The organism is Chitinophaga costaii (assembly GCF_900094705.1).
GTDB classification, from domain to species: Bacteria; Bacteroidota; Bacteroidia; order Chitinophagales; family Chitinophagaceae; genus Chitinophaga; species Chitinophaga costaii.
In genome coordinates this window covers 200,718-224,012 of the sequence record NZ_FMAR01000007.1, presented here as the reverse complement: position 1 = coordinate 224,012, position 23,295 = coordinate 200,718, and the positions used below count along the sequence as shown (strand labels likewise).

Sequence of the window (23,295 nt, the reverse complement as noted above, 5' to 3'; positions counted from 1 at the left end):
GCTGAATAATCTACCTCCTAGGGAGTGTAAAATAAATAATGGCTGGGGGGAGTTTAATAGAAGTGGGCAAGCGCCACCTATTGTAAAGGCAGTTGCCAATCTAAGCCCTGTATTTGCAGTGCCTAATGCCTTGAGCGTACTTTCACAAAAACAAGATTTATATGGAATAAAAGCAGCAACGCCAACTGATCGATACTTTGCTATTTTAACACTAGTTGTAAGCGCTCCGGGATTGGATGCCGTGGCTCCTGTTATTGGAAAATTTGGTGCCAGCAAGACAACTGTAGAAAAAGCAGTTAGTGTAGGCTTCGGTGCTAACGCAGTAGGTACAGGCACAGGTTTCCTTAACGATGCCGGTGCTTTCGACAAGTTTAAGGAATAGTGTATCAAACGACAAATAAAAATTAATACCTTTTCTAATTATTGTTACATGTAACAAATTGTTGTTCCGCTTATTGTTCAAGGACCATCTTTCCTTTTTAGGTGTGTAGTTTTTGCAGGAATATTTTTCATAAGCGCTACTTTATTTTGCGCAAGCTTTACACCTAATATACCAGGAATAGTAGAAGCAATACTGGCAGGTTTAGGCATATTATGTTTAAGTAGTATTACCATCATCAAAACTTACATTATTGTTGGTACAATTACTATGAATGAACAAAAAATTATCATTCAGGAAAATAATGAACTTAAAAGTTACATGCTTTTCGAATTAGATAATCTGGAGCTTTTTGTTCTTGAAATTAAGGGGCAATTCTATTCGGGAAGATCGATGGCAACAAAACAAGGGGAAAATAATTTTCTAAAAATCGAATATCAGGGCGCAATTAAAGAATACCAGTTTTTGTTAGAACGTGAAAACGTATCCTTACTAAATGCAGTCCTTTTAGCCTGGACACAAAGCAGTGTTAACTTTGTATTACATAATGAGACCAGCAATAACTTCACTGACGATGCTTTTGTTCGCGATTGGAAATGATTCGAACTTGGATCTTTGTAGTCCTGACTAATATTGTATGTAACATGCGACGTAAAAGTGTAAGGTGTCGCACTTTTTCGCTATTGTATCTTTGTTGAAAAACAATAGCCTACTAGTATAAATTGGGACTACTCACTGTCGATAGCTTTTGATCTTGCCCTATTTTGAAGGACACTAAGTTAAGGTGCAAAAATCTTAATTTAGTAATATGACATCAAGAAAGAGCTACAACAGGGCGTTCAAAGAAAAGGCGGTTCAACTGGCTCAAAAATCTGGGGTTACACAAGTAGCGTCAGATCCGGGGATACATCCCAATATGATCTATATCTGGAAGCGGCAACTGGCAGGAATTGGCGATAAGGTCTTTCCCGGCAATGGACAGCTCAAACTCTTTCCCATAATACAAATGGACATGCTTATTTATATTGTCATAGAAAATTGTATAATGTTCCCCAGTCTCAACACCGATAGCTAATTTCTTCGCTTTTTCAAGCGCTATATGATTGGCCTGGCTATCCGCCCAAGCGCTACCAACATCCATCTCCCTCTCCAACCAAAAAACAAAAAAGCCCGCCATGAAGACGGGCTTTAAAGCCTTGCAATGTTAAAAACCGCTAACATTTCTCTATGTACCCGGGATGGGAGTTGAACCCACACTCGCATTGCTGCGAACGGGATTTTAAGTCCCGCGTGTCTACCGATTCCACCACCCGGGTAGACCACAAACAAAAATTCCAAACTGCCTGCGCAATTTGGAATCTGTTTTTGGAGCGGAAGACCGGGCTCGAACCGGCCACCCCGACCTTGGCAAGGTCGTGCTCTACCAAATGAGCTACTTCCGCTTATAGATAAGAACTTTCCAACTACCAAACCGTGACCGTGTTTTTTCGTTGGGATGGCAAAGATAGGAATTGTTTCCTTAAAACAAAAAGTTTTCTGTTTTTTATCACTACCTACCTCGCCATCCCGCCACCAGTAAGGTTTTAAGGGCATATATTTTTATTTCCCTAACTCATAAGTGTACTTAACAATGCCCAGGAGCTCCCGTTTTTTAGTATAACATTTCTCCTGCTGCGGCAGCCCATTCGCATCATAAGTATACTGCCATACGGTGTAATCGCCGGATTCGGCATTGACCGTAGTCATCTGCAGGAGGCGGCCCTGGGGGTCGTACTCAAACAGATAGTCCGGCAGCATGCGTTTATGCACAGTACTATAACGCAAAATAGCCGATAAATGTCCGCTGGAATCGTAATCGTAATATACGCGGCTGCTATGTACGCCTTTGCCTGTTTCTTGCTCTGCTGTTACCCTGAACTGATCGTCTGTGCGGAACAACACCACCGAAGTATCGGCGGGGTTGGTACTGCGTTGGCGCAGTATATTTAGCAGGCGGCCCTGGGCGTCGTAACGAAAGGTGCGGAACTCCGTAACGCGAAACTTTTGTTCGCGGGCAATGGAGGTAGATTGTATGGAAAGCAAGTGGCCCTGCTCGTTGTAGCGGTATTGCAGGGTCGTTATACTTGCCTCGCTGCTGTCTACTGTTTTGAGCAGTATGGCTTTAGGGCTGAACGTAGAAACCGTTACTGACCGCCCAGTAGCGCGCGATTTGGTGACAGCCGTGAGCTGCCGGTAATAATCGTCCAGCACTCGTTCACAGATAAAGTCATTGTCCGACGACAGGTCGGCATCCATGCTTTGTACCACCTGTTTGCGCACCTTGGCTGCTTTCAGTAAAGCCATGTTGGCGTTTGCCTGCTGATTGGCGTAAATGTCCTGGTAATAATACTGCGCCTGCGCCATGCCGGTAAATCCACCGGCGGCCAGTACGGAAAGAAAAAGCTGCTTAAAGGAAAGTTTCATATACAATGCAAATATAACGTTCGGCTGCATTGCTTATTGCACTGGTTTGCCGGCAAAGCATACCGGCCCTGGCGTATTTCTGCGTGCATGTAGGAATTATGCCCCGGGAAGCTTATTTTGTAAAAAAATAGATTGCCTTGAGTAATAACCTGCGGCACGACAAAAACTGCCTGAACTGCGGCCATGAAGTACCGGAAAGGTATTGTGGCCATTGTGGCCAGGAAAACATCCAGCCCCATGAAACGTTTGGACACCTCGTACACCATTTTGCAGCAGATGTGGTACACTACGACTCCAAGTTCCATACCTCTATCCAATACCTGTTATTTCGTCCCGGACGGCTCACCAAAGAATACCTGGCGGGTAAAAGGGTGTCTTTTATCAATCCCATCCGCCTGTACATCTTTGTATCCTTCGTGTTTTTCTTCACCGCATTTGCCATCACCCAAAAAGAGGAAGCGGGGCAGGAAAATGAAACAGGCATCCACCCGGCCGTCCTGGCCCAGGTGCGTGATTCCGTGATCAATGGGCTGCGCCAGGATGGCCTGGAAATATCAAAGGATGAAAAAGTGTATCCACTGGCAGATAAGGTAGGGAATGCCACTGCAAAACTAAACCTCGATACCACGGTGGCCTTTGGTAAATACAATACTGTAGCTCAGTATGACTCCGCCCAGGCCGCCCTGCCGGAAGCTCAGCGCGACACCCGCCGCCAGCGCTGGACTAACCGCCGGATTATTTACCTGAAAGGAAAATATGCAGGCGCTAATTTCCCGGAGTTGATGGCCGAAATCGTACAACACAATGGGCCCAAGGTGATGTTCCTGCTGCTGCCACTTTTTGCCCTATTGCTAAAAAGTATGTATAACTGGAAGCGATGGTATTATGCAGACCACGCCATTTTCAGTATTCACCTGCATAGCTTTTGGTTCCTGCTCATACTGGTGGTGTTGTTGCTGAACAGGATATTCGATACCGGTATGTTTAACCAGTGGGGTATATTGTTGGGTTTTGTTTACCTCGTGGCAGCCCTGCATAATAACTACCAGCAGGGCTGGATGAAAAGCCTGCTGAAAGCGGGGGCGCTTACTATCACTTATTTTATGGCGATCGTCTTCGTTATCGTGGCATTTGTCTTCTTGCTTCTGGGACTTATTCTGTAAATTGGGCGCATGCAACCGGAATTTTTGATCATACACCCACCACCGGCACAATACGTGGCCCACGTGCAGTTGCACCGGCCCGCAGCGCTCAATGCCCTGAACCTGCAACTGATGGCCGAACTGCGCCACACCCTCCGCTTGCTCGATGCAGATGATCAGGTGAGGGCCATCGTGATCAACGGCGATGAGCAAGCATTTGCAGCAGGGGCAGACATCAAACAAATGTCGGGAAAGAGCGCCATCGATAGGTATAATACCGATCAGTTCAGCACCTGGGACACCATACGGCGGATAAAAAAACCATTGATCGCCGCCGTCAGCGGATTTGCCTTAGGCGGCGGTTGTGAACTGGCCATGCTGTGCGACCTGATCGTGGCCAGCGAAACGGCCCGCTTCGGGCAGCCGGAAATTAAGCTGGGCATCATGCCCGCTGCCGGCGGCACCCAAAGGCTTACCCGCGCGGTAGGCAAGGCCCTGGCCATGGAAATGGTGCTCACCGGCCGGCAGCTCTCTGCCGCAGAAGCCCTGCAAGCAGGATTAATTAACAAGATAGTACCCGTAGCGTTATATTTACAGGAAGCCATTAAGCTGGCAGCCACCATGGCAACCATGAGTCCATTGGCGGTGCAAATGGACAAAGAAGCAGTACTCAAATCGTTCGATACCACCCTGGACGAATGCCTGCAATTTGAACAAAAGAATTTTTACCTGCTTTTTGCCACTGCAGATCAGCAGGAAGGTATGCAGGCTTTCGTGGAAAAACGGAAGCCCGTGTTCAAAGGGCGTTAATAATCATCACCAAATTGGAAAACCTTTGTGTTGCTGCACCATGCAGCAGCACCCATACTATCTATGCAAATCAATCGTTATGCTTCCCTGGCATTTATGCTGCTGGCACTGGCTGCCTGCAGGCCGGCAAATGAACAAGCTACCACGGCCAAGGCCAATAGCGGTACACCCATCGTCATAGACTCGATGGTGCTTTCCGGAGATACGGTGAACGTTACCCCGCTTACCTCCTGGAGTGCCTTTGAGCGCTTTGAAGGGCATTATGCCTATGAGATACACCTCATTAACCAGGAGCCGCTACACGGGCGTTTAAGAGCCCTGCTGGGCAGCCATGCGGAAGACTTCACCGAACGGTATCTGGTAGTGCCGCCCATAACGCTGGAAAACAAAGTGCTGTTCAACGAAGGCTGCATGCCCCATCACTGCCTGCAAGACGAGGCCGCCCTGGCCATAGATATGAAGCGGGATATTATTTATGTGGGCATTGCCGAAAACAAGCAGGTAACGCTTTGGGGCGAAAATGGTGATACCATATACCCCGCCAAGCTGCTGGAATGGCGGGATAAATTTAACGCGCAATAACGCTGGCAAGGCATAAAATAGAAGGGGGTACTTCTGCCAAGATGTACCCCCTTTAGTTCCCGGAAAATAAAAAATAGCTTAGTTAAATTTCTTGCGCAACTCATCCAGTTTCGACTGGAAGTCATTCACCGGGGCAGGCTTGGCTTCGGCTTTTTTGTGGCCGGAGTTAGCGGGCTGAGGGCGGTTGTTACGCGGTTCCTGGCGGCCGGAAGATGCCGGTGCAGCGGGCGTGTTCTCTTTCATGGAAAGCGAAATGCGCTTGCGGGAAGGATCTATTTCCAGCACGGTAACCGTTACTTTTTGGTTCAGCTTCACCACTTCATTAGGGTTGCCCACATAACGGTTGGAGAGGTGGGAAATATGCACCAGGCCATCCTGTTTTACGCCAATATCCACAAAGGCACCGAAGGCCGTAATATTGGTCACCACACCGGGCAGGGTCATGCCCACTTTTACATCTTCCATGCTTTTAATGCCATCGGCATATTCGAAGATGGCTATTTCATCGCGGGGATCGCGGCTGGGTTTGTCCAGCTCTTTCATAATATCTTCCAGGGTGAGCAAGCCCACTTCTTCACTCACATATTCTTTCAGGTTCAGGTTTTTGCGCAAGGCCTCTTGGGCCATCAGGTCGGCCACGGTGGTGTGTTGCTTACTGGCCATTTGTTCTACCAGTTTATAACGCTCGGGATGCACGGCAGAATTGTCTAGCGGGTTGTCCCCATTTTCAATGCGGAGAAAGCCCGCACATTGTTCAAATGCTTTTTCGCCCAGTCGTGGCACTTTTTTCAGTTGTAAGCGGTTGTGAAAGGCCCCGTTTTCTTTCCGGAATTTCACAATGTTTTCCGCCAGGGAAGGGCCTAATCCCGACACGTAGGCCAGCAGGTGTTTAGAAGCCGTGTTAAGATTTACGCCCACATTATTTACACAACTGATCACCACGCGGTCCAGGCTTTGTTTTAAATGGCTTTGGTTTACATCATGCTGGTATTGCCCTACGCCAATGGCTTTGGGGTCTATCTTCACCAGTTCGGCCAGCGGGTCTATGAGGCGGCGGCCTATGGATACGGCGCCACGCACGGTTACATCAAAGTCTGGGAATTCCTCCCGCGCCACTTCGGAAGCAGAGTACACGGAAGCGCCGCTTTCGTTTACCATGAACACATTTACCTTTTTACCAAAATCCAGTTTCTTAATAAATTCTTCTGTTTCGCGGCCCGCCGTGCCATTGCCCACCGCAATGGCGGCAATGTTGTGGCGCTCCACCCATTGGCGCAGCAGGTGCTCGGCGTCATCACGTTTATGATTTTTTTCCAGGGGATAAATCACATCGTTTTCCATCATATTACCCTGCTCATCCAGCGCCACCACTTTACATCCGGTGCGGTAACCAGGGTCCACGGCAATCACCGCCTTAGGCCCCAAAGGAGCGGCCAGCAACAGTTGGCGCAGGTTTTCTGCAAATACATTGATGGCTTCCACATCCGCCTTTTCTTTGGCCGCTGCGCGGAATTCATTTTCCAGCGAAGGACGCAGCAGGCGTTTGTATGCATCGGTACCAGCCTTGGCTACCTGTTCGCCGGCGGGATTACGCGCCAAAACAAATTGTTTGTTGATAATTTCCAGTGCATCCTCTTCCTGCGGGGCAATGGTGCCATACAGGAAGCCCTCTGCCTCGCCGCGCAGGATAGCCAGCACACGGTGGGAGGGAATATTCATCAGGTCTTCCTTAAAATCGAAGTAGTCTTTGTACTTAATGGCTTCTGCCTCCTTGCCTTCAATTACTTTAGAAGAGAAACCAGCGGTATGGGTAAAGAGTTTACGCATCTTATCGCGCAGCTCCGCGTTTTCATTGATCTTTTCTGCGATGATGTCGCGGGCACCTTTCAGGGCTTCCTCTATGGTTAGCACCTGCTCGTTGAGGAAAGGTTTGGCCAGTGTTTCCAGGTCGCCGTCTGCCTGTTCAAACAGCGTATCTGCCAGGGGCTCCAGGCCTTTTTCGATGGCCACGGTAGCACGGGTTTTGCGTTTGGGTTTGTATGGCAGGTACATATCTTCCAGTTCGGCCAGCACCCAGGAAGCTTCCAGTTTGGCTTCCAGTTCCGGGGTCATTTTGCCCTGATCGGTAATGGTGCGTATAATAAAGTTGCGGCGCTCTTCAATTTCTTCATACCGCTTCTTCAGGTCTTCTATACGGCCTATCTGCACTTCGTCCAGGCTGCCCGTTACCTCTTTACGGTAACGGCTGATAAAAGGTACAGTAGAACCTTCGGCCAGCAGGTTCATGGTGTTTTCGGCCTGCCGGGCGCTGATACCCAGTTCTGAAGAAATCAGTGCAATGTGTTTGCTATTCATATGTTTTACCCTTTTTAACACCGGGCCTTCCGGTAGGATGGGAGCGGCCCAAGGCCGCAAAAGTAAGTAAATTGGGTTTTACCCCCATAAAAAGAAATTAACATTTTTCATATAAGTATACATAGGGCTGTAACTCAATGCCAGCGCAGGTTATAGCTTATATAACACTGCCTTCCGCCCGCCGCTGCACGGTTTATCCCGATTTGCTTATTTTTACCAAATGCAACAACCGGCGCCCTTCGACAGATTATTACAAATTATGGACGACCTGCGGGAAAAATGCCCCTGGGATCGTAAACAAACCCTGGCCTCTTTACGGCAACTTACCCTGGAAGAAATGTATGAGCTAACGGACGCCATTAGCGCAACGGACTGGCCTAATATCCGCGAAGAACTGGGAGATGTGTTGCTGCACCTGGTGTTCTACGCAAAGATTGCCAGCGAACAACAGCAGTTTACCATGAACGATGTGATCAATGCCCTTTGCGAAAAACTGATTGTCCGCCACCCCCACATCTATGGCGATGTGCAGGCCGATACCGATGAAGCGGTAAAGCGCAATTGGGAAAAGATAAAACTAAAAGAAGGTAAAAAGTCGGTGCTGGCCGGCGTACCTGCCGGTATGCCCGCGCTGATAAAAGCCATGCGCCTGCAGGAAAAATCCAAACAGGTGGGCTTTGAGTGGGATAATACCCAACAGGTGTACGCCAAGCTGGAAGAAGAATTACAGGAGCTGCAACAAGCCATCAACAGTGGTGAGCAAGACGCCATAGAAGATGAAATGGGCGACGTATTATTTTCCCTGGTCAACTATGCCCGCTTTATAAAAGTGGATGCAGAAAATGCACTGGAACGGACTAACAAGAAATTCATCCGCCGCTTTCAGTGGATCGAAAACAAAGCCTCGGAAAAAGGCACCACCCTGGCGGATCTGTCGCTGGACGCGATGAACGCATTGTGGGAAGAAGTAAAACGCGAAGAAAAAAGCAAGTAGGCCACTCACACAATGGATGAAATTAAAGACATACGCCTTTTTGTGCTACGGCATGGTTACCTGCTGATCATGGCCGCCTGGCTCTTTACCCTGGCCTTTTTGTTTAACAACTACTGGTCTTATTATTCCTCTCCCCAGGGCGTGAAACGCAGCCTGGAAGAAAGCATCCAGGATAGGGAACGCAGTTTTTATCAACTGGCGGAAGACAAAAACCTGGTAAACCAACTCTTTGACCGCAGCTATGATGAAAAAACACTGGACCGGCTTACCCGCCAGCACTTTTATGTGTATGCCTACGAAGGGAATGACCAGCAACAATGGGAAACCTTCTGGAGTAGCAACGGCGTGCAGCCCGCAATAGTGAGTCCGCCCATGCTCAATGGTACCCGCTTTGAAAAACTAAAGAACGGGTATTACGAGGTTATTTACAAAAACATGAGCCAGGCCCCCCGTAAACGTTTTCTCATAGGCCTTATCCCGGTGAAGCTGGAATATGCGATCAATAACAACTACCTGGTAGATCACTTTTATGACAAACCTGCACTGGGCAAGGAATACGCTATTACCGACAAGCCGCCAGGCCTGCTGGTGGAAAACACAGAACATCAGCCTTTATTTTACCTCCATTATAACGAGCGCCTGGGTACCCCTCCCACTAACCTGATCAGCGTGGCACTGCGGGTACTGGCCTGCATTTGCGTACTGGTATTCATAAATTTGTTTGCTAACATGATGGTGCTGCGCTGGCATCCCTGGTATGGCTTTCTTTTCCTGCTGGTTACGGTGTTATTCATGCGCGCCTTCAGTTATGTATATGACTTCCCGTTTAACCTGCGGGCACTCCCTATTTTTACCCCGCTCATCTATGCCCGCGACGAGATATTCCGATCACTGGGCGACCTGCTGATCAATGTGCTGCTGTGTTTCTGGCTCATCCTGTTTTTCCGGGAACACCTCCAACGCATGAAGCTCCCGCAATTGAAAAAGAAGTGGCAGTGTTACCTGCTCATCGCCCTGGCTTGCTTTCTGCTTTACGGCGTAGGGCAGTTCCTGACCTCCTTGATAGAAAGCCTGGTCATCGATTCCCGCATTTCTTTTGACGTAACAAATTCGCTTTCGCTCAATGAATACAGTGTAGTAGGCTTTGTTATACTGGGTTTCATTTCATTCAGTTTCTTGTTTTTCTCCCAGATCATCAACTATTTCATCAACGAGCTAACCAATTTCCAGGTACGCACCAAGTATATTTTCCTGGCCTTCATCGGGGTCATCTGGCTGCTGTTTCACCTCAGCGATCCGGAACTGGGTTACTTCACCGTACTCGTATGTTGGCTGGTGGCCTACATGTTTCTGCTCGATACATTTGAATACCGGTTCGAAAACAGCATTGCCTCCGTACCCTTCCTGTTCTGGCTTTTCCTGCTTACGATCACTACTTCTGCGGTGCTGGTGTACTACAACAATGGAAAGGAAATTACCATCCGCGAACGGATGGCCGAAAACCTCTCCAAACAAAAAGATCCCTACCTGGAAATGCTGCTGGGCGATGTAGGGCAGAAGCTGGAACATGACGACCTGATCCCCACTTTCTTTGATGATGCTACCCGTGATGGCAAAAGAATATTGCTCAATGCCCTGCGCGAAAAATATTTCTCCGGTTACCTGAAACGTTTTAACGTTACGTTTTATACCTATGATGGCAATGGCGACCCCCTGTTCAATAATGATACTATCACGCTCAGCGCCTATAACCGCGACGTATTGCTCAACGCCGAAAACGCACTACAGGTAAGCGGTAACGACCTGTATTTTTACGAACGCAGTTTCAACGACTACAGTTATATCGGTAAAAAAGAATTTGCCAACGGATACCTGGTGTACGAACTCACCCCCGCCGTGGTAAACGTAGAACGCCTGTACCCCGAGTTACTGCTGGAAGGGGAGAGTGATGCCGGCAAGGAAAATACCAGCGCCTATTCTTATGCAGTGTACGACAAAGGTATCCTGGTGGCCAATTACAACGACTATCCCTTCCCGCTGCGCCTCAGCACTGCCGATATCCCGGTGAGCGATATCAGCCTGAAAACTAAAAAAGGATTTTCCCTGCTGTACTACCGTGCCGGGAAAGACAAGTCGGTAGTGGTGGTGAAGGAAGAACGCAACTTTATTGAATTTATCACCCTGTTTGCCTGGATGTTTTGCCTGTTCCTGCTCATCATCCTCGTGTATAAAATACTGGACCTGCTGATCCGTGCGCGCATGCGCCTGAGCAACCTCAAACAGTTGGTCAACATCAACATACGCCGGCAGGTGCATGGTACTATCATTTCTGTGGTGGTGCTGGCCTTTCTGGTGCTGGGTGCTACCACCATCCTGTTTTTCATTAGCCGCTCCAAAACCGAGAACCGCGAACGCCTGAGCAAGAACATCAACGAGGTGGCCCACGATATTGAAAAAGATTTCAATAACCAACGCATGCTGGATGGGGGCGTGGATGACCTGTATGCTCCCATTTTCCAAGCCCAGCAATCTTCTAATATGAGCGCCATTGCAGAAGACCGCAGCCTGGATATTAATGTATATGATCACGACGGTAACCTCCAGTTCAGCACCCAGCCCCTCATGACGGAAAAGGGATTGCTGTCGCGCAAAATGAATCCTAAGGCTTATTTTCAGTTGTTCCGCGAAAGCGAGGTATTGTACATCCAGGAAGAGAAAATCGGCAAACTAAGTTACCTCTCCGGTTATGTACCCCTGCGTAGTAATGGCACAGTGTATGCTTACCTGAATGTACCCTATTTTGCTACAGAAACAGAACTGAAACAACAGATATCCGACTTCCTGGTGGCACTGATAAATTTCAATGCGTTTATCTTTCTCATTGCCGGTATATTGGCCCTGCTTATTACCAATTCCATCACCCGTTCCTTTACCCTGGTTACGGAAAAGCTACGGCAATTTAACCTGGGCCAGCGCAATGATGAAATAGAGTGGACGAAGGATGATGAAATAGGATTGCTTGTGAAGGAATACAACAAAATGGTGCGCAAGCTGGAAGTGAGCGTGGCCCTGCTAGCCAAAAGTGAGCGAGAAGGTGCCTGGCGGGAAATGGCCCGGCAGGTGGCGCACGAGATTAAGAACCCGCTTACCCCCATGAAGCTCAGTATTCAATACCTGCAACGCGCCATTGCCGGCGATTCACCCAACGTAAAGGAACTGTCTACCAAGGTAGCTAATACCCTGGTGGAGCAAATAGAACACCTGTCTAATATTGCCAGCGATTTCTCTGCATTCGCCCATATTGGCGAATCGAATAATGAAAAACTGCTATTACAAGAGGTGCTGCAAAGCCTGGCACTGCTCTATGAAACCCTGCCGGAAGGGGATGTTACTTTCATGGCCCCAGACCAGCCTTATTATATCTTCGCCGACAAAACGCAAATGAACCGGTTGTTTACCAACCTGCTGCAAAATGCCATGCAAGCTATTCCCGAAGGCCGCAAAGGGGCCATCTACATACAGGTGCAGCCATCCGGCCAGCACCATGTAACGGTGAGTATCCGCGACAACGGTGCCGGCATCCCACCAGCAGTGCAGGCCAAAATCTTTGTGCCCAACTTCACCACCAAATCATCCGGTACTGGCCTGGGCCTGGCCATGTGCAAAAACATCGTAGAGCAAGCCCATGGCCACATCTGGTTCGAAACCACCCCCGGCGAGGGAACAGTATTCTTTGTAGAAATCCCTTTGATGAATTATGAATTATGAATTATGAATTATGAATTATGAATTATGAATTATGAATTATGAATTATGAATTGCTCCGGGTTTCATATGCTATGATTTATTAATCATGGTTTATTAATTGTAATTCTATAATTCACGATTCATGAATCATAAATCGCCATACATAATTATTACATAATAATCCATAATCCATAATTCATAATTCATAATTCATAATTCATAATTCATAATTCATAATTCATAATCCATAATCCATAATCCATAATTCATAATTCATAATTCATAATTCATAATTCATAATTCATAATTCATAATTAATTTGGTTGTTGATGAAAATTTACTTAGGTTTGCATCAACAGTACTCACCACGCTACCCATCAGAACAGCGTCCCAGGGTGAGTCTTTTGCTTTAATAGAATACCTCCTCTAAATTTATAAGCTATGCCTTACAAAGCGGGTTATCCGGGTTGTAGGGCATTTTTATTTACTGCCTATATGTACTATACAAAGTCAGCTACCTCCGTTGTCCGGCAACTGGAGCAACTACAGCAGCGTGGATTGGAAATAAAGGATATTCATGAAGCCCGCCATTTTTTGCTAACCATGGGTTATTACCGGCTAGCCGGCTACTGGTGGCCTATGCAGGCCGACAAAGTATCGCATGTGTTTAAACCTAACAGCCGTTTTGAGGATGTGGTTGCGTTGTATAATTTCGACCGCGAACTCCGTTTGTTGCTTTTTGGTATGATAGAGAAGATTGAAATTGCTTTGAGAACGGCGCTGGTATACTATCTATCTAATGAATTTAATGCGTGGTGGTTCCAGGATGCCGGTTTGTTCATCAACGTAAGGGAGCATGTAAAAACCCTGGCGCATATTGAAGAAGAGTTAGACCGGTCTAAAGATATTTTTATAAAAGACCATTTTAAACGCTACAAAAGCGATCAACGTTTTCCGCCCGCCTGGAAAACATTGGAAATTACCAGCTTTGGGAGTTTATCAAAACTATATGGCAATCTTAAACCCACCATTACTTCCAAAGACGTAATTGCAGCCGCTTTTCAAACGGTAAATCATACTTTCCTACCCAGTTGGTTGCAAAGCATTGCGCAGATTCGTAACATCTGTGCGCATCACGGACGTTTATGGAATAAAAACCTGCCTGGCAGGCCTAACCTGCTGCCTAAACCACCCGCGCCCTGGTTGAACAATGTGCCGCCTGCCACCATGCATCACCTGTTATATGTGCATGTATGTTGTATGAAATACCTTTTGAATGTAATTCACCCTGCCAATCCATTCACCAGCCGTTTACAGGCGCTTTTTGAAACCTATCCGAATGTAGATTTGAATGCACTGGGATTTCCGGCCCACTGGAACACGGAACCGTTGTGGCAGTAACCCTACAATATCTTCTGCAAAAATACCAAATCCAGCCACCGCTCAAATTTAAACCCTACCTGCGGCAGGCGGCCTACTTCCACAAAGCCATACTTTTTATGAAAGGCAATGCTGCTTTCATTGGCGGCATCAATGCCTGCCACCATGGTGTGCAGGCCCTGGGCCACGGCCAGGGCCATGAGTTCCCGCAGCAGGGTGCTGCCAATGCCCTGCCCACGGTAATGGGCGGCCAGGTATATGGAGTGTTCTACGCTGTATTTGTACCCTTCCTTGGGCCGGAAGCGGCCATAGCTCCCAAAGCCTATAGTCTGCCCTTCCAGCTCCGCCACGATCACCGGCATGCCGGTGGCCTGCTTGTCCTGCCACCAGGCTTCCTGTGCGGCCATAGAGCGGGGGGCATAGTCATAAATGGCGGTGGTATGCAGGATGGCTTCATTGGTAATGTCCAGGATGGCCGGCAGGTCGGCGGGTGTGGCGGAGCGGATGATAACAGGCATGAGCAGCAGATTAAAAATATTGTAAAGTACCAGCCCTGGGGGCCTGAAACGGCAAACGTTCATCCTGCTGGGCAAGATGAACGTTTGGGCAGGTGTATAACCTGGAAATTATTTGGCAATAAAGCTTTCTTTGATCTTTTCGAGTAGTTGGGTTTCCAGCATCCGTTCGGCTACGCCGATCATGTTTTTGAACGCGCGCTGGTGGGAAATGCCGTGGCCAATGATGACTGGTTCGGAAACACCGAGAACGGGAGTACCGCCATAGTATTCAAAATCAAAACGGTCTATATATTCGTCGTCAATACCGCGTCTTCTCGCAATTTCATGAAACGATTCCGCCATTTTCAATACAATGTTGCCGGTAAATCCTTCGCATACGATCACATCCGATTTGTCCGTAAAAATATCCCGGCCTTCTACGTTACCCACGAAATGAATGCGGGTTTCATCTTTCAGCATAGGATAGGCGGCTTGCGCCAGCAGGTTGCCCTTGCCTTCTTCTTCACCAATGTTTAGCAAACCTACCCTGGGCGTAGCTTCATTAAGAATGTGCTTCGAGTACAGGGATCCCAGTATGGCAAATTGTACAAGATTCTCCGGTTTGCAGTCTGCATTCAGACCCACATCCAGGAGCAATCCATACGTACCATTTTCGCGGGGTACCAGGGTGGCAATTGTGGGGCGTTGTACACCTTCAATGGCCTTGATAGAATAAAAAGTTCCTACCATCATCGCGCCGGTATTGCCAGCACTGATAAATGCGTCGATCTTTTTATGCTGCAACAGGTAAAAGCCGATGGCAATCGAGGATTGCTGCTTTTCTTTCAGTGCTCTGGTAGGGTGTTCATTCATCCCAATTACTTGCGATGCATGTACCACGGTATACCGCGACACGTCTAGTTGCGCTTCTTCCAGTAAAGGTTTCAGGGCTGCTTCGTCGCCGATCAGCACTAAATGGGCATCGGATGTAACAGTGTCGAAAAATAATTTTACTCCTTTAACGGCTTCCCCGGGAGCGTAGTCGCCACCCATCATATCAAGTCCTATTCTCATGTAACTTGTAAGTTTGTTTAGCTAGTTCCGGGTAAAAATAGTAAAATTATTTGGCGGCATTTTGTTTTTCCAATACTACTTTTCCTTTGTAGTATAACTTGTTTTCTACCCAATGAGCGCGGTGTCTCAGGTGTACTTCGCCGGTTACGCTGTCGGTACTCAAAGTATCAGCAAAAGCCTTGTAATGCGTTCTTCTCTTGGCTGAACGTTGCTGAGAGTGTCTGCGTTTCGGATTTGGCATTTTATTTAATTTTTAAGATGGTACTGATTAATTATTCTTGAATTTATCCAATCCCTTCCAGATTGGATTTGTTTTCTCTTCTTCCTGTTGGCTCATCCTGGCCAGCATAGCCAGCACTTCCGGGTCGCAACCACTAGTCCCATCCGGCAAATCCGGGTGGATATGCTGCATCGGGATACTCAGGTTGATGAACTCATAAATCCAGTCCGCCACATTTAAATGCGAATCGGTTCTGGCAATGTACGCTACATCCGGATCTTCATCGTTGCTCATCGCTTCGGGATTGTCCACCAGCTTTACGACCAGGTTAAAATCATCCCACAGCCGCAACTCAAATGGTGTCCCGCAACGGTCACAGTTTACAGTGGCTTTGCCACCAATTTCGAACTTCAGCATGAAAAAACCCGCCTTCTTGTCAAATGCAAGTTTTATCGTCGCCTCACAATCCCGAAAATCCTGCTCCCCGTAATTTTCAAAGAAACTATCCGTAATTTGGTACTCAAATGAGTGCACTCCAGGTGTTAAGCCCACAAAGGGTATATCAAATTCGCGGAGTGGTTTCATAAAAAAGTCCTCACTTTTAGAGGGATGCAAAGGTAGTTAATTATTTGAAAACGCAAAAATTTCCTGTATTTGAGCGCTTCCCAACCCATAATTATATATCTTTTTTTCTAAAAATATATGATATTTGAGTCACTTTAACCATTAAGTAAACAATTGCTTAGGTGCCCCGGTCAAGTTATCCTCTCCTGTTACTCCGGATTGATATTTGGTATACCGTTGCACCGGCCATAAGCCTGGTAATGATTACCCGAGTGTCGCAACACTCCTTTCACCGTAAACGCATGAATTTACTTAGAAAAGATGGAAGCAGGAAAAATCCTATGCCCGGCAGTATCCCCATATTGGCCGTACCTCCCATTTTTTCCCTGCCCATATCCAGCTATCTGAGCAATACGAGTGCCGGTATTATGGTGACCGACGATCAGCACCAATTAATCTGGCTGAACGAGGTGGTCCTCAAAAATACGCCGCCCCAGGACTTGGCAAACCTCCTGTACCTGCCCTTCGATGCCGTGGTGAGGCATTATTGTGTGCAGGTGGCCCAGCCCGTAGCCTTTGCCGCCCGTATGCAGGATCTCGTTCATCATAAAAAACCTTACATCGGCTGGGAAATAGCATTCCGCAACGGCCGCTACCGCGAGCTGAGTTATATACCCATTTTCGACGCCGGCGTATTTGTAGGCAGCATCTGGGAGGTGATTGATATTACCAAACACCACACTGTACAGCAGGAAATTCAGCGCAATGAGGAAAAGTTCCAGGTAGTGCTGGACAATCTCAATGCCGCCCTCTGCGAAACCGACCTAAATGGCAATATCACCAAGGCCTACGACGGCTTTTGCCGCATGAGCGGGATGGAGGAGGAACAGCTTATCGGGAAAAACCTGATAGACCTGTTCGTACCGGAAGAAAAACGCCCCTACGCCCGGTTGCTGCGCCAGCGCCGGCTGGATAAAAATATGCCCCTCCTGTATGAAATGGAGATAGAAACACCCCATGCTGGCCGGCGCTGGGTGCTGGCCAGTGCCACCAGTATCCGCAACCAGGATCAGGTGGCCACGGGAAGCATGAGCATATATATGGACATTACCCCCCAGAAAAGGTTACAGCGCGCCCTGGAACAGTCGCGCGAAGCGGCCGAACAGGCCCGGCAGGCCCAGAGGGAATTCCTGGCCAATATCAGCCACGAAATACGCAACCCGCTTACCGCCATCATCGGCATGTCGCACCTACTAGAAAATACCCCCCTCACCGCCGAACAGCGGGAATATGTGGGGATACTGAAATTATCCTCCGATTTTTTACTGGAACTGGTGGGTAACCTGCTAGACCTGTCTAAAATAGAAGCAGGCAAGCAGGAGGTGCAGCAACGGGAATTTCACCTTGTGGCCCTCCTGAAGTCGCTGCTAGACATCTTCCGGCTTAAAATGGGCAAAAAACCGGTAGTACTTACGCTGGAGGTAGACCCCTCCCTGCGCAACTGGCTCATTGGCGACGACCTGCTGTTGAAACAAATACTCCTGAACCTGCTGACCAACGCCGAAAAGTTTACCTCCGAGGGCGAAATCGCCATAAAAGTGCGCCCGGAAGGCGTGAGTGAAAATAAATTATGGCTTACCTTCCGGGTGTGCGATACCGGTATTGGGCTAGACCAGGAGCAGTGGAATGCCGTGTTTGAAGACTACCGGCAGGCGGTGCGCAACACCAGTGAGCGTTATGGCGGCACGGGGCTGGGCCTGGCTATTGTAAAACAGTTGGTAGAGCTACAGGGCGGCCGTATTTTCGTGGAAGAACTGCCCCTATACCGCACCTGCTTTTGCTTTACCCTGCCTTATACCGATACCGGCCGCAGTGCAGACCAGCGCCGTATGGCAGCGCAGGGTGACACCTATCCGGCCCCCATACCCGCCGTGCGCTTCGAAGAAGCTTACGTTCTGGTAGTGGAAGACAATATGATGAACCGGAAATACATTTCCGGCCTGCTGAACCGGGCCGGCCTGCGGTTTCAACTGGCCACCAATGGGCAGGATGCCCTGCACCTGCTACAGCACCGGCAGTTCGACCTCATCCTGATGGATTTGCGTATGCCGGGTGTAGATGGTTATGAACTGGCTGCCCGGGTAAGGGCCGATGAAATGCTGCCCAATGCCGCCACACCTATTGTGGCGGTAACCGCCAGCGCCGTAGAAGATACTGCCGACCAGGCCCGCCTGGCAGGCATTAATGATGTTTTATCCAAACCATACACTCCGGATCAGCTTATCCGGATACTACAGAAATTCCTTAACGAAGACGAAACAGCCCTTATGGAAACGCCCAACACTAATGGATATCAGTTCCAGTCTGCATTGGACACTAAATTCCTGGACGCCCTGTACGAGAACAACCTTGGTTATGCCTCCGATCTTTTCGAAGTATTCGTAAAGACTATTCACGAAGAAATGGCCAAGATTAAAACACTGCTGGAAGAGAAAGACTGGGAAGGCATGGGATTTCAGGTACATAAACTGAAACCCAATTTTTCCATGGTGGGGCTTACCGCCATTGCTGCCAATATGCAAACCCTGGAAAACTACCTGAAGAGCAATCAGCTAAATAAGCATTTGCCGGAAATACCAGGCCTGTTTGCCGAGGTGGAATCCGCCCTGGCGGCCAATATGCCAGTAGTAGAGGAAGAACTGAAAAAAATGCGCGCCTTCGAGGAAAACGGTCATCAACATCCCTAAAACGCCTGCAACACTGCTTTAATATCCGCGTAATAGCTGCCGCCAAAGAGCAGGTAATGCACCAGCAGGGGGTATAACTGGCAAATCCCAATGCGCGACTGCCAGCCATGGGAGAGGGGGTATATGGCCTGGTAGGCATAATGAAAACGCGTGTCGAAACCGCCGAAAAGCCGGGTCATAGCCAAGTCTATCTCCCGGTGGCCATAATATACAGCCGGGTCGTAAATGCAGGCCTTACCATGATCTCCCACCATAAAATTGCCGGACCACAAATCGCCATGCAGTAATGCCGGCGGTTCTGCCGGGAAGATTTCCGGCAGGCGCTTACACAGTTGCTCCAACTGTTGCACCGTTTCCTTATCCATCTTTTGCTGGTCAAAGGCCTCCCGGGCCAAAGGCAACAATCGGTTCATGGCATAAAATACAGGCCAGGAACTGTATGCCGTATTATATTGTTTCAGATTACCGATATAATTGGAGGTATGATAACCGAAGGTGCTATTAGATTGCCGGTGCAACTGTGCCAGCGATGCAGCAAAGTTTTCCCAAAAATCATTGACGGGTCTTGTTTTGGTAATCAACTCGGTTACCAGAAATGCATATGCGCCGGCGGTGCCGTAGAGGAGGGGTTTAGGAACTTTTATTGCATTTGTTTTGCCCAGGGTTTGCAGGCCATCGTACTCCTTGGCAAACATAGACGGGTAAAGCGTGGCGTTGTTCATTTTCAGAAACCATTGCCCTTCGTTACTTTCCACGCGATAGGTATCATTGATATCGCCCCCTGCGATGCTAACTGTGCGATTAATCTGTATTTTCACGCCCAGTTGCCGCGACAACGCAGCACTGAGGCTAGTTAGTAACGTTTCATCCATCATATTGCTCAGTGGATTATTATGGAATTAAAAGCGAAAATAAACAGGCAATTATACAACATCGCATCGCTTATAGTGGTGCTGCTCCTATTAAAATGGGCGTTTGAGAGTGCTGCATTTTCCCGCTTATACTTTCATAGGTGGTATCCTTGGGTGAGTGCAATCTTTCGATCCGCTTTAGGGATTGTAAAATTAAGTGTTGGCGATGTAATTTATAGCGTCTGGGTAGTAACGGCTTTTATTTTTCTGTTAAAGGTATGTTATAAAGCTATCACCTTGCAGTGGCAGCAGGTGTGTTATGCATTGCTGAAAGGCGTGCGCGCCCTGCTGGGCCTATACCTGGCCTTCCTGCTGCTGTGGGGCTATAATTACCAGCACGACGCCGTGGAGGAAAACTTAGGGATTAAAAGCGGGGAATATTCCGACACGGCCCTGCAAACGCTGGCAGATACGCTGCTGCGGGAGGTAAACGAGCTGCGCCCTGCCCTGGGCGATACGTTTGCGCTGCGGTTCACCATGCCCAACGATTCTCTCTTTGCCGCCGCCCGCGCGGCTTACAGCCGGGTGGCAGACAGCGTACCTGTATTACGCTACCGTCACCCATCGGTAAAAGGCTCCCTGTTTGCCCACTGGATGAATTATATGAATGTAGGTGGTTATCTCAATCCCTTTACCGGCGAGGCGCAGGTAAATACCACGGTACCCGGTTTCCTGCTACCCTTTAACGTATGCCATGAAATGGCCCATCAGCTAGGCTATGCCAGGGAGGAGGAAGCCAATTTTATTGGGTTCTTGGCCGCCAGCCACAGTGCAGACCTGCGTTTCCGGTATGGGGCGCATTACGAAATGCTGCTCTATACCATAGGCCAGTTGGGCCACCGCAACGATACCCTGGCCAAAACATTGTGGCAGCAGGCCTATGCAGGGGTGCGCAACGACTACCGTGCGGTAATAAAATTCTATAAACCCTATCATGGCGCCGCAGACGCTTATGCTACCTTATTATACGACCGCTACCTGAAAGCCAACAACCAGGAAGCGGGGATAGAGAGCTACAATGAAGTGGTGGCGTGGCTGCTGGCTTATTATAAAATTCGTTAGTTCATCATCAACACGTTTACGCTGCGCTGCAAAATGTTGAAGGCTATTTCCGCCATCAGGTTTTCCCGGTCTAGTGTAGGATTTACTTCAGTGATTTCGAAGCAGCAGATTTTGCGGTGTTGCATGAATTTGGAGATCAGGTCTTCCGCCTCACGCTCCCGCAGGCCGTTGCTCACCGGCGTGCCAGTACCCTTTGAAATTGAGGCATCCAGGCTATCTACATCAAAAGATACGTAGATGTAATCGCAATCGCTGAGGTAGCGGAATACAGCACGCGACACATTTTCCGGCCCCTTGCGCCGCACCTCACTGGTGGTGAACACCTTCATGCCGTACTGGTGGATCAAATATTCTTCCTCTTTTTCAAAATCGCGCAGGGAAATAAATACCACGTCTTCCGGCAGCACCTTGGGGCATATGCCGCCAATGTTTTTTAGTTTTTCCCACCAGAGAATGGTGTTTTCATCCAACTCATGGTTCTTACATGCCTGGTTATCCTCCCCGATGGCGGTGGCCAGGGGCATGCCATGCAGGTTGCCGGATGGGGTGGTAAATGGCGTGTGAAGGTCTGCATGAGCATCTATCCAGATAACGCCTAACTTGGCTTCGGGATGGGCCATTTTAAGGCCGGCAATGGTGGCCCCGGCATTACTATGATCGCCGGAAAGTACTACGGGAAACCAATTGGCTTTTACCGTATCGTACACGCTTTTGGTAATGCGCTCGTACATGCGGTACACCCCTTTTACCCGCTTGGCGTAGGGCGATTCAATGGGTTCAAACAATAATTTATTTTCCGTTTCGATCGTTTCCGTAGGAAAATGCACAAAGAAATTACTCATGAAGTCCAGCGCGGCGATCTTGATGGCTTCTACCCCCAGGCTGGCGCCCCGGGTGCCGGCGCCAATCTCCGAATTCACTTCTATAATTTTAATATTCTTCATCATACCGCCAAGCTAGGATATTTACCGGAACACCCCGGTGCAGCAAGCTGCAAAAGGTGTGCATTTAAACCGGAAAAACTAAATCAAATCCAACGGGGCCTGCGGATTATAAAACTAAATTCAATGTTTGCAGGGAAACAATGGATAAGCTGTAATTCTGGGGATGCTTCTTTTTTACCTGGGTATTAAGGGGTATTATTGTAAACACAGCACCAAAACACGTTATAAAAAAATGAATTACCAGTTAACAGCCGAACACCTGATGATCCGGCAGGCAGCCCGCGACTTTGCGGTGAATGAACTGCTGCCCGGTGTTATAGCACGCGATGAACACCAACAATTTCCGGCAGAACAGATCAAAAAACTGGGAGAACTGGGTTTTATGGGCATGATGGTAGACCCCAGATACGGAGGCGCAGGCCTGGACACTATTTCCTACACCCTGGCGATGGAAGAAATTTCTAAAATAGACGCTTCCGTGTCTGTCTGTATGAGTGTAAATAATTCATTGGTATGCTGGGGCCTGGAAAATTTTGGCACCGAGGAGCAAAAGCAGCAATACCTGATCCCCCTGGCCACTGGGCAGGTGATAGGCGCCTTCCTGCTCAGCGAGCCGGAAGCCGGCAGCGACGCCACTTCCCAGCGCACCACCGCTGAAGACAAGGGCGATCATTACCTGCTGAATGGAACAAAAAACTGGATCACCAACGGCAACTCTGCCGGCGTGTACCTGGTCATCGCGCAAACGCACCCCGAAAAAGGTAGCAAAGGCATTAATGCCCTGATTGTAGACAAACATGCCCCCGGCATTACGGTGGGCGCTAAAGAAAATAAACTGGGTATTCGTGGTAGCGATACCCACAGCATTATGTTCCAGGACGTGAAAGTGCCCAAGGCCAACCGCATTGGGGAGGATGGCTTCGGCTTTAAATTTGCCATGAAAACCCTGGCTGGAGGGCGCATTGGCATTGCCTCCCAGGCATTGGGCATTGCCAGCGGAGCCTATGAACTGGCCTTGCAATATGCCAAACAACGCAAGGCCTTTGGCAAGGAAATCAGTCAGCACCAGGCCATCCAGTTTAAACTGGCCGACATGGCCACCCAGATAGAAGCGGCCCGCCTGTTGGTACATAAAGCAGCGTGGGAAAAAGACCAACACCTGGACTATACCCTGAGCGGCTCTATGGCCAAGGTATTTGCCTCCGAAACCGCCATGGCGGTCACTGTAGAAGCCGTGCAGATACATGGGGGCTATGGCTACGTAAAGGAATACCACGTGGAGCGCCTGATGCGCGATGCCAAGATCACCCAGATCTATGAAGGCACTTCCGAGGTGCAGCGCATCGTGATTAGCCGGGCTATTTTAGCTTAAGTTACTAGGCAGTGGTCAATATAAAATGATAGCGGGCGGCGGTGTATATCTG

The 23,295-nt window shown here is 48.6% G+C and carries 21 protein-coding genes and 2 tRNA genes; 12 read left to right on the top strand and 11 right to left on the bottom strand.

Features of this window, described 5'->3' with window-relative positions; all coding sequences use genetic code 11:
* The first annotated feature begins 130 nt into the window (after positions 1 to 130).
* Positions 131 to 382 carry a hypothetical protein gene (locus GA0116948_RS21065; protein WP_123891769.1) on the top strand — a complete coding sequence of 84 codons (252 nt, stop codon included), beginning with the start codon at positions 131 to 133 and terminating at the stop codon, positions 380 to 382.
* Between the two features lie 77 nt (positions 383 to 459).
* Here the strand turns inward: GA0116948_RS21065 and GA0116948_RS21700 are convergent, their stop codons facing one another.
* Entirely contained in the window at positions 460 to 591 is a 132-nt protein-coding gene (locus tag GA0116948_RS21700) for a hypothetical protein (RefSeq protein ID WP_262487121.1), read from the bottom strand.
* Positions 592 to 649: 58 nt separating this feature from the next.
* Here GA0116948_RS21700 and GA0116948_RS12105 point away from each other — a divergent pair, with 58 nt between their 5' ends.
* Positions 650 to 979 carry a hypothetical protein gene (locus GA0116948_RS12105; RefSeq protein WP_089712495.1) on the top strand — a complete coding sequence of 110 codons (330 nt, stop codon included), beginning with the start codon at positions 650 to 652 and terminating at the stop codon, positions 977 to 979.
* A gap of 208 nt (positions 980 to 1,187) precedes the next feature.
* Positions 1,188 to 1,454, top strand: coding sequence for a transposase (locus GA0116948_RS21780; protein ID WP_089712493.1), 267 nt, complete (start codon positions 1,188 to 1,190; stop codon positions 1,452 to 1,454).
* Between the two features lie 155 nt (positions 1,455 to 1,609).
* On the opposite strand, the gene GA0116948_RS12095 is transcribed toward GA0116948_RS21780, so the two are convergent.
* From GA0116948_RS12095 to GA0116948_RS12085, 3 genes are all read right to left on the bottom strand, one after another.
* Positions 1,610 to 1,695 (bottom strand) — tRNA-Leu (locus tag GA0116948_RS12095).
* Between the two features lie 50 nt (positions 1,696 to 1,745).
* A tRNA-Gly gene (locus GA0116948_RS12090) sits at positions 1,746 to 1,821 on the bottom strand.
* A 157-nt stretch (positions 1,822 to 1,978) separates the two neighbouring features.
* Complete coding sequence (locus GA0116948_RS12085) at positions 1,979 to 2,842, bottom strand: RHS repeat domain-containing protein (RefSeq protein ID WP_123891770.1); 864 nt, start codon at positions 2,840 to 2,842, stop codon at positions 1,979 to 1,981.
* 137 nt (positions 2,843 to 2,979) lie between these two features.
* On the opposite strand from GA0116948_RS12085, the gene GA0116948_RS12080 reads away from it, so the two are divergent.
* From GA0116948_RS12080 to GA0116948_RS12070, 3 genes are all read left to right on the top strand, one after another.
* Positions 2,980 to 4,005, top strand: coding sequence for a DUF3667 domain-containing protein (locus GA0116948_RS12080; RefSeq protein WP_165798437.1), 1,026 nt, complete (start codon positions 2,980 to 2,982; stop codon positions 4,003 to 4,005).
* 9 nt (positions 4,006 to 4,014) lie between these two features.
* On the top strand, positions 4,015 to 4,794 hold the full coding sequence (locus tag GA0116948_RS12075; RefSeq protein WP_089712487.1) for an enoyl-CoA hydratase-related protein: 780 nt from the start codon (positions 4,015 to 4,017) through the stop codon (positions 4,792 to 4,794).
* A gap of 63 nt (positions 4,795 to 4,857) precedes the next feature.
* Positions 4,858 to 5,376 carry a hypothetical protein gene (locus GA0116948_RS12070; RefSeq protein WP_089712485.1) on the top strand — a complete coding sequence of 173 codons (519 nt, stop codon included), beginning with the start codon at positions 4,858 to 4,860 and terminating at the stop codon, positions 5,374 to 5,376.
* A 78-nt stretch (positions 5,377 to 5,454) separates the two neighbouring features.
* On the opposite strand, the gene GA0116948_RS12065 is transcribed toward GA0116948_RS12070, so the two are convergent.
* A complete protein-coding gene (locus GA0116948_RS12065; protein WP_089712536.1) occupies positions 5,455 to 7,731 on the bottom strand; it encodes a Tex family protein in 2,277 nt (758 codons plus the stop codon).
* A 220-nt stretch (positions 7,732 to 7,951) separates the two neighbouring features.
* On the opposite strand from GA0116948_RS12065, the gene mazG reads away from it, so the two are divergent.
* The 3 genes from mazG to GA0116948_RS12050 all read left to right on the top strand — a co-directional run bounded on the left by mazG (position 7,952) and on the right by GA0116948_RS12050 (position 13,873).
* On the top strand, positions 7,952 to 8,725 hold the full coding sequence (gene mazG / locus GA0116948_RS12060) for a nucleoside triphosphate pyrophosphohydrolase (protein ID WP_089712482.1): 774 nt from the start codon (positions 7,952 to 7,954) through the stop codon (positions 8,723 to 8,725).
* A 12-nt stretch (positions 8,726 to 8,737) separates the two neighbouring features.
* Positions 8,738 to 12,493, top strand: coding sequence for a sensor histidine kinase (locus GA0116948_RS12055; protein ID WP_089712480.1), 3,756 nt, complete (start codon positions 8,738 to 8,740; stop codon positions 12,491 to 12,493).
* A 474-nt stretch (positions 12,494 to 12,967) separates the two neighbouring features.
* The gene (locus tag GA0116948_RS12050; RefSeq protein ID WP_089712534.1) at positions 12,968 to 13,873 is read left to right on the top strand and encodes an Abi family protein; all 906 of its coding nucleotides are present in this window, start codon (positions 12,968 to 12,970) and stop codon (positions 13,871 to 13,873) included.
* A 2-nt stretch (positions 13,874 to 13,875) separates the two neighbouring features.
* On the opposite strand, the gene GA0116948_RS12045 is transcribed toward GA0116948_RS12050, so the two are convergent.
* The 4 genes from GA0116948_RS12045 to GA0116948_RS12030 all read right to left on the bottom strand — a co-directional run bounded on the left by GA0116948_RS12045 (position 13,876) and on the right by GA0116948_RS12030 (position 16,228).
* Positions 13,876 to 14,370: a GNAT family N-acetyltransferase gene (locus GA0116948_RS12045; protein WP_089712532.1), complete on the bottom strand. Its 495-nt coding sequence runs from the start codon at positions 14,368 to 14,370 to the stop codon at positions 13,876 to 13,878.
* Positions 14,371 to 14,478: 108 nt separating this feature from the next.
* The gene (gene plsX, locus GA0116948_RS12040; RefSeq protein WP_089712479.1) at positions 14,479 to 15,423 is read right to left on the bottom strand and encodes a phosphate acyltransferase PlsX; all 945 of its coding nucleotides are present in this window, start codon (positions 15,421 to 15,423) and stop codon (positions 14,479 to 14,481) included.
* A gap of 46 nt (positions 15,424 to 15,469) precedes the next feature.
* Positions 15,470 to 15,664, bottom strand: coding sequence for a 50S ribosomal protein L32 (gene rpmF / locus GA0116948_RS12035; protein WP_089712477.1), 195 nt, complete (start codon positions 15,662 to 15,664; stop codon positions 15,470 to 15,472).
* Between the two features lie 27 nt (positions 15,665 to 15,691).
* On the bottom strand, positions 15,692 to 16,228 hold the full coding sequence (locus GA0116948_RS12030; RefSeq protein WP_089712475.1) for a YceD family protein: 537 nt from the start codon (positions 16,226 to 16,228) through the stop codon (positions 15,692 to 15,694).
* A 281-nt stretch (positions 16,229 to 16,509) separates the two neighbouring features.
* Here GA0116948_RS12030 and GA0116948_RS12025 point away from each other — a divergent pair, with 281 nt between their 5' ends.
* Positions 16,510 to 18,954, top strand: coding sequence for a response regulator (locus tag GA0116948_RS12025; protein ID WP_165798438.1), 2,445 nt, complete (start codon positions 16,510 to 16,512; stop codon positions 18,952 to 18,954).
* On the opposite strand, the gene GA0116948_RS12020 is transcribed toward GA0116948_RS12025, so the two are convergent.
* Complete coding sequence (locus GA0116948_RS12020; RefSeq protein ID WP_089712472.1) at positions 18,951 to 19,829, bottom strand: fructosamine kinase family protein; 879 nt, start codon at positions 19,827 to 19,829, stop codon at positions 18,951 to 18,953. The two genes, GA0116948_RS12025 and GA0116948_RS12020, sit on opposite strands and share 4 nt — an antisense overlap.
* A gap of 18 nt (positions 19,830 to 19,847) precedes the next feature.
* Here GA0116948_RS12020 and GA0116948_RS12015 point away from each other — a divergent pair, with 18 nt between their 5' ends.
* The gene (locus GA0116948_RS12015) at positions 19,848 to 20,927 is read left to right on the top strand and encodes a DUF3810 domain-containing protein (RefSeq protein WP_089712470.1); all 1,080 of its coding nucleotides are present in this window, start codon (positions 19,848 to 19,850) and stop codon (positions 20,925 to 20,927) included.
* On the opposite strand, the gene GA0116948_RS12010 is transcribed toward GA0116948_RS12015, so the two are convergent.
* Positions 20,924 to 21,874, bottom strand: coding sequence for an arginase (locus tag GA0116948_RS12010; protein WP_089712468.1), 951 nt, complete (start codon positions 21,872 to 21,874; stop codon positions 20,924 to 20,926). The two genes, GA0116948_RS12015 and GA0116948_RS12010, sit on opposite strands and share 4 nt — an antisense overlap.
* A 229-nt stretch (positions 21,875 to 22,103) precedes the next feature.
* Here GA0116948_RS12010 and GA0116948_RS12005 point away from each other — a divergent pair, with 229 nt between their 5' ends.
* On the top strand, positions 22,104 to 23,243 hold the full coding sequence (locus GA0116948_RS12005) for an acyl-CoA dehydrogenase (RefSeq protein ID WP_089712530.1): 1,140 nt from the start codon (positions 22,104 to 22,106) through the stop codon (positions 23,241 to 23,243).
* The last annotated feature ends 52 nt before the right edge of the window (positions 23,244 to 23,295 follow it).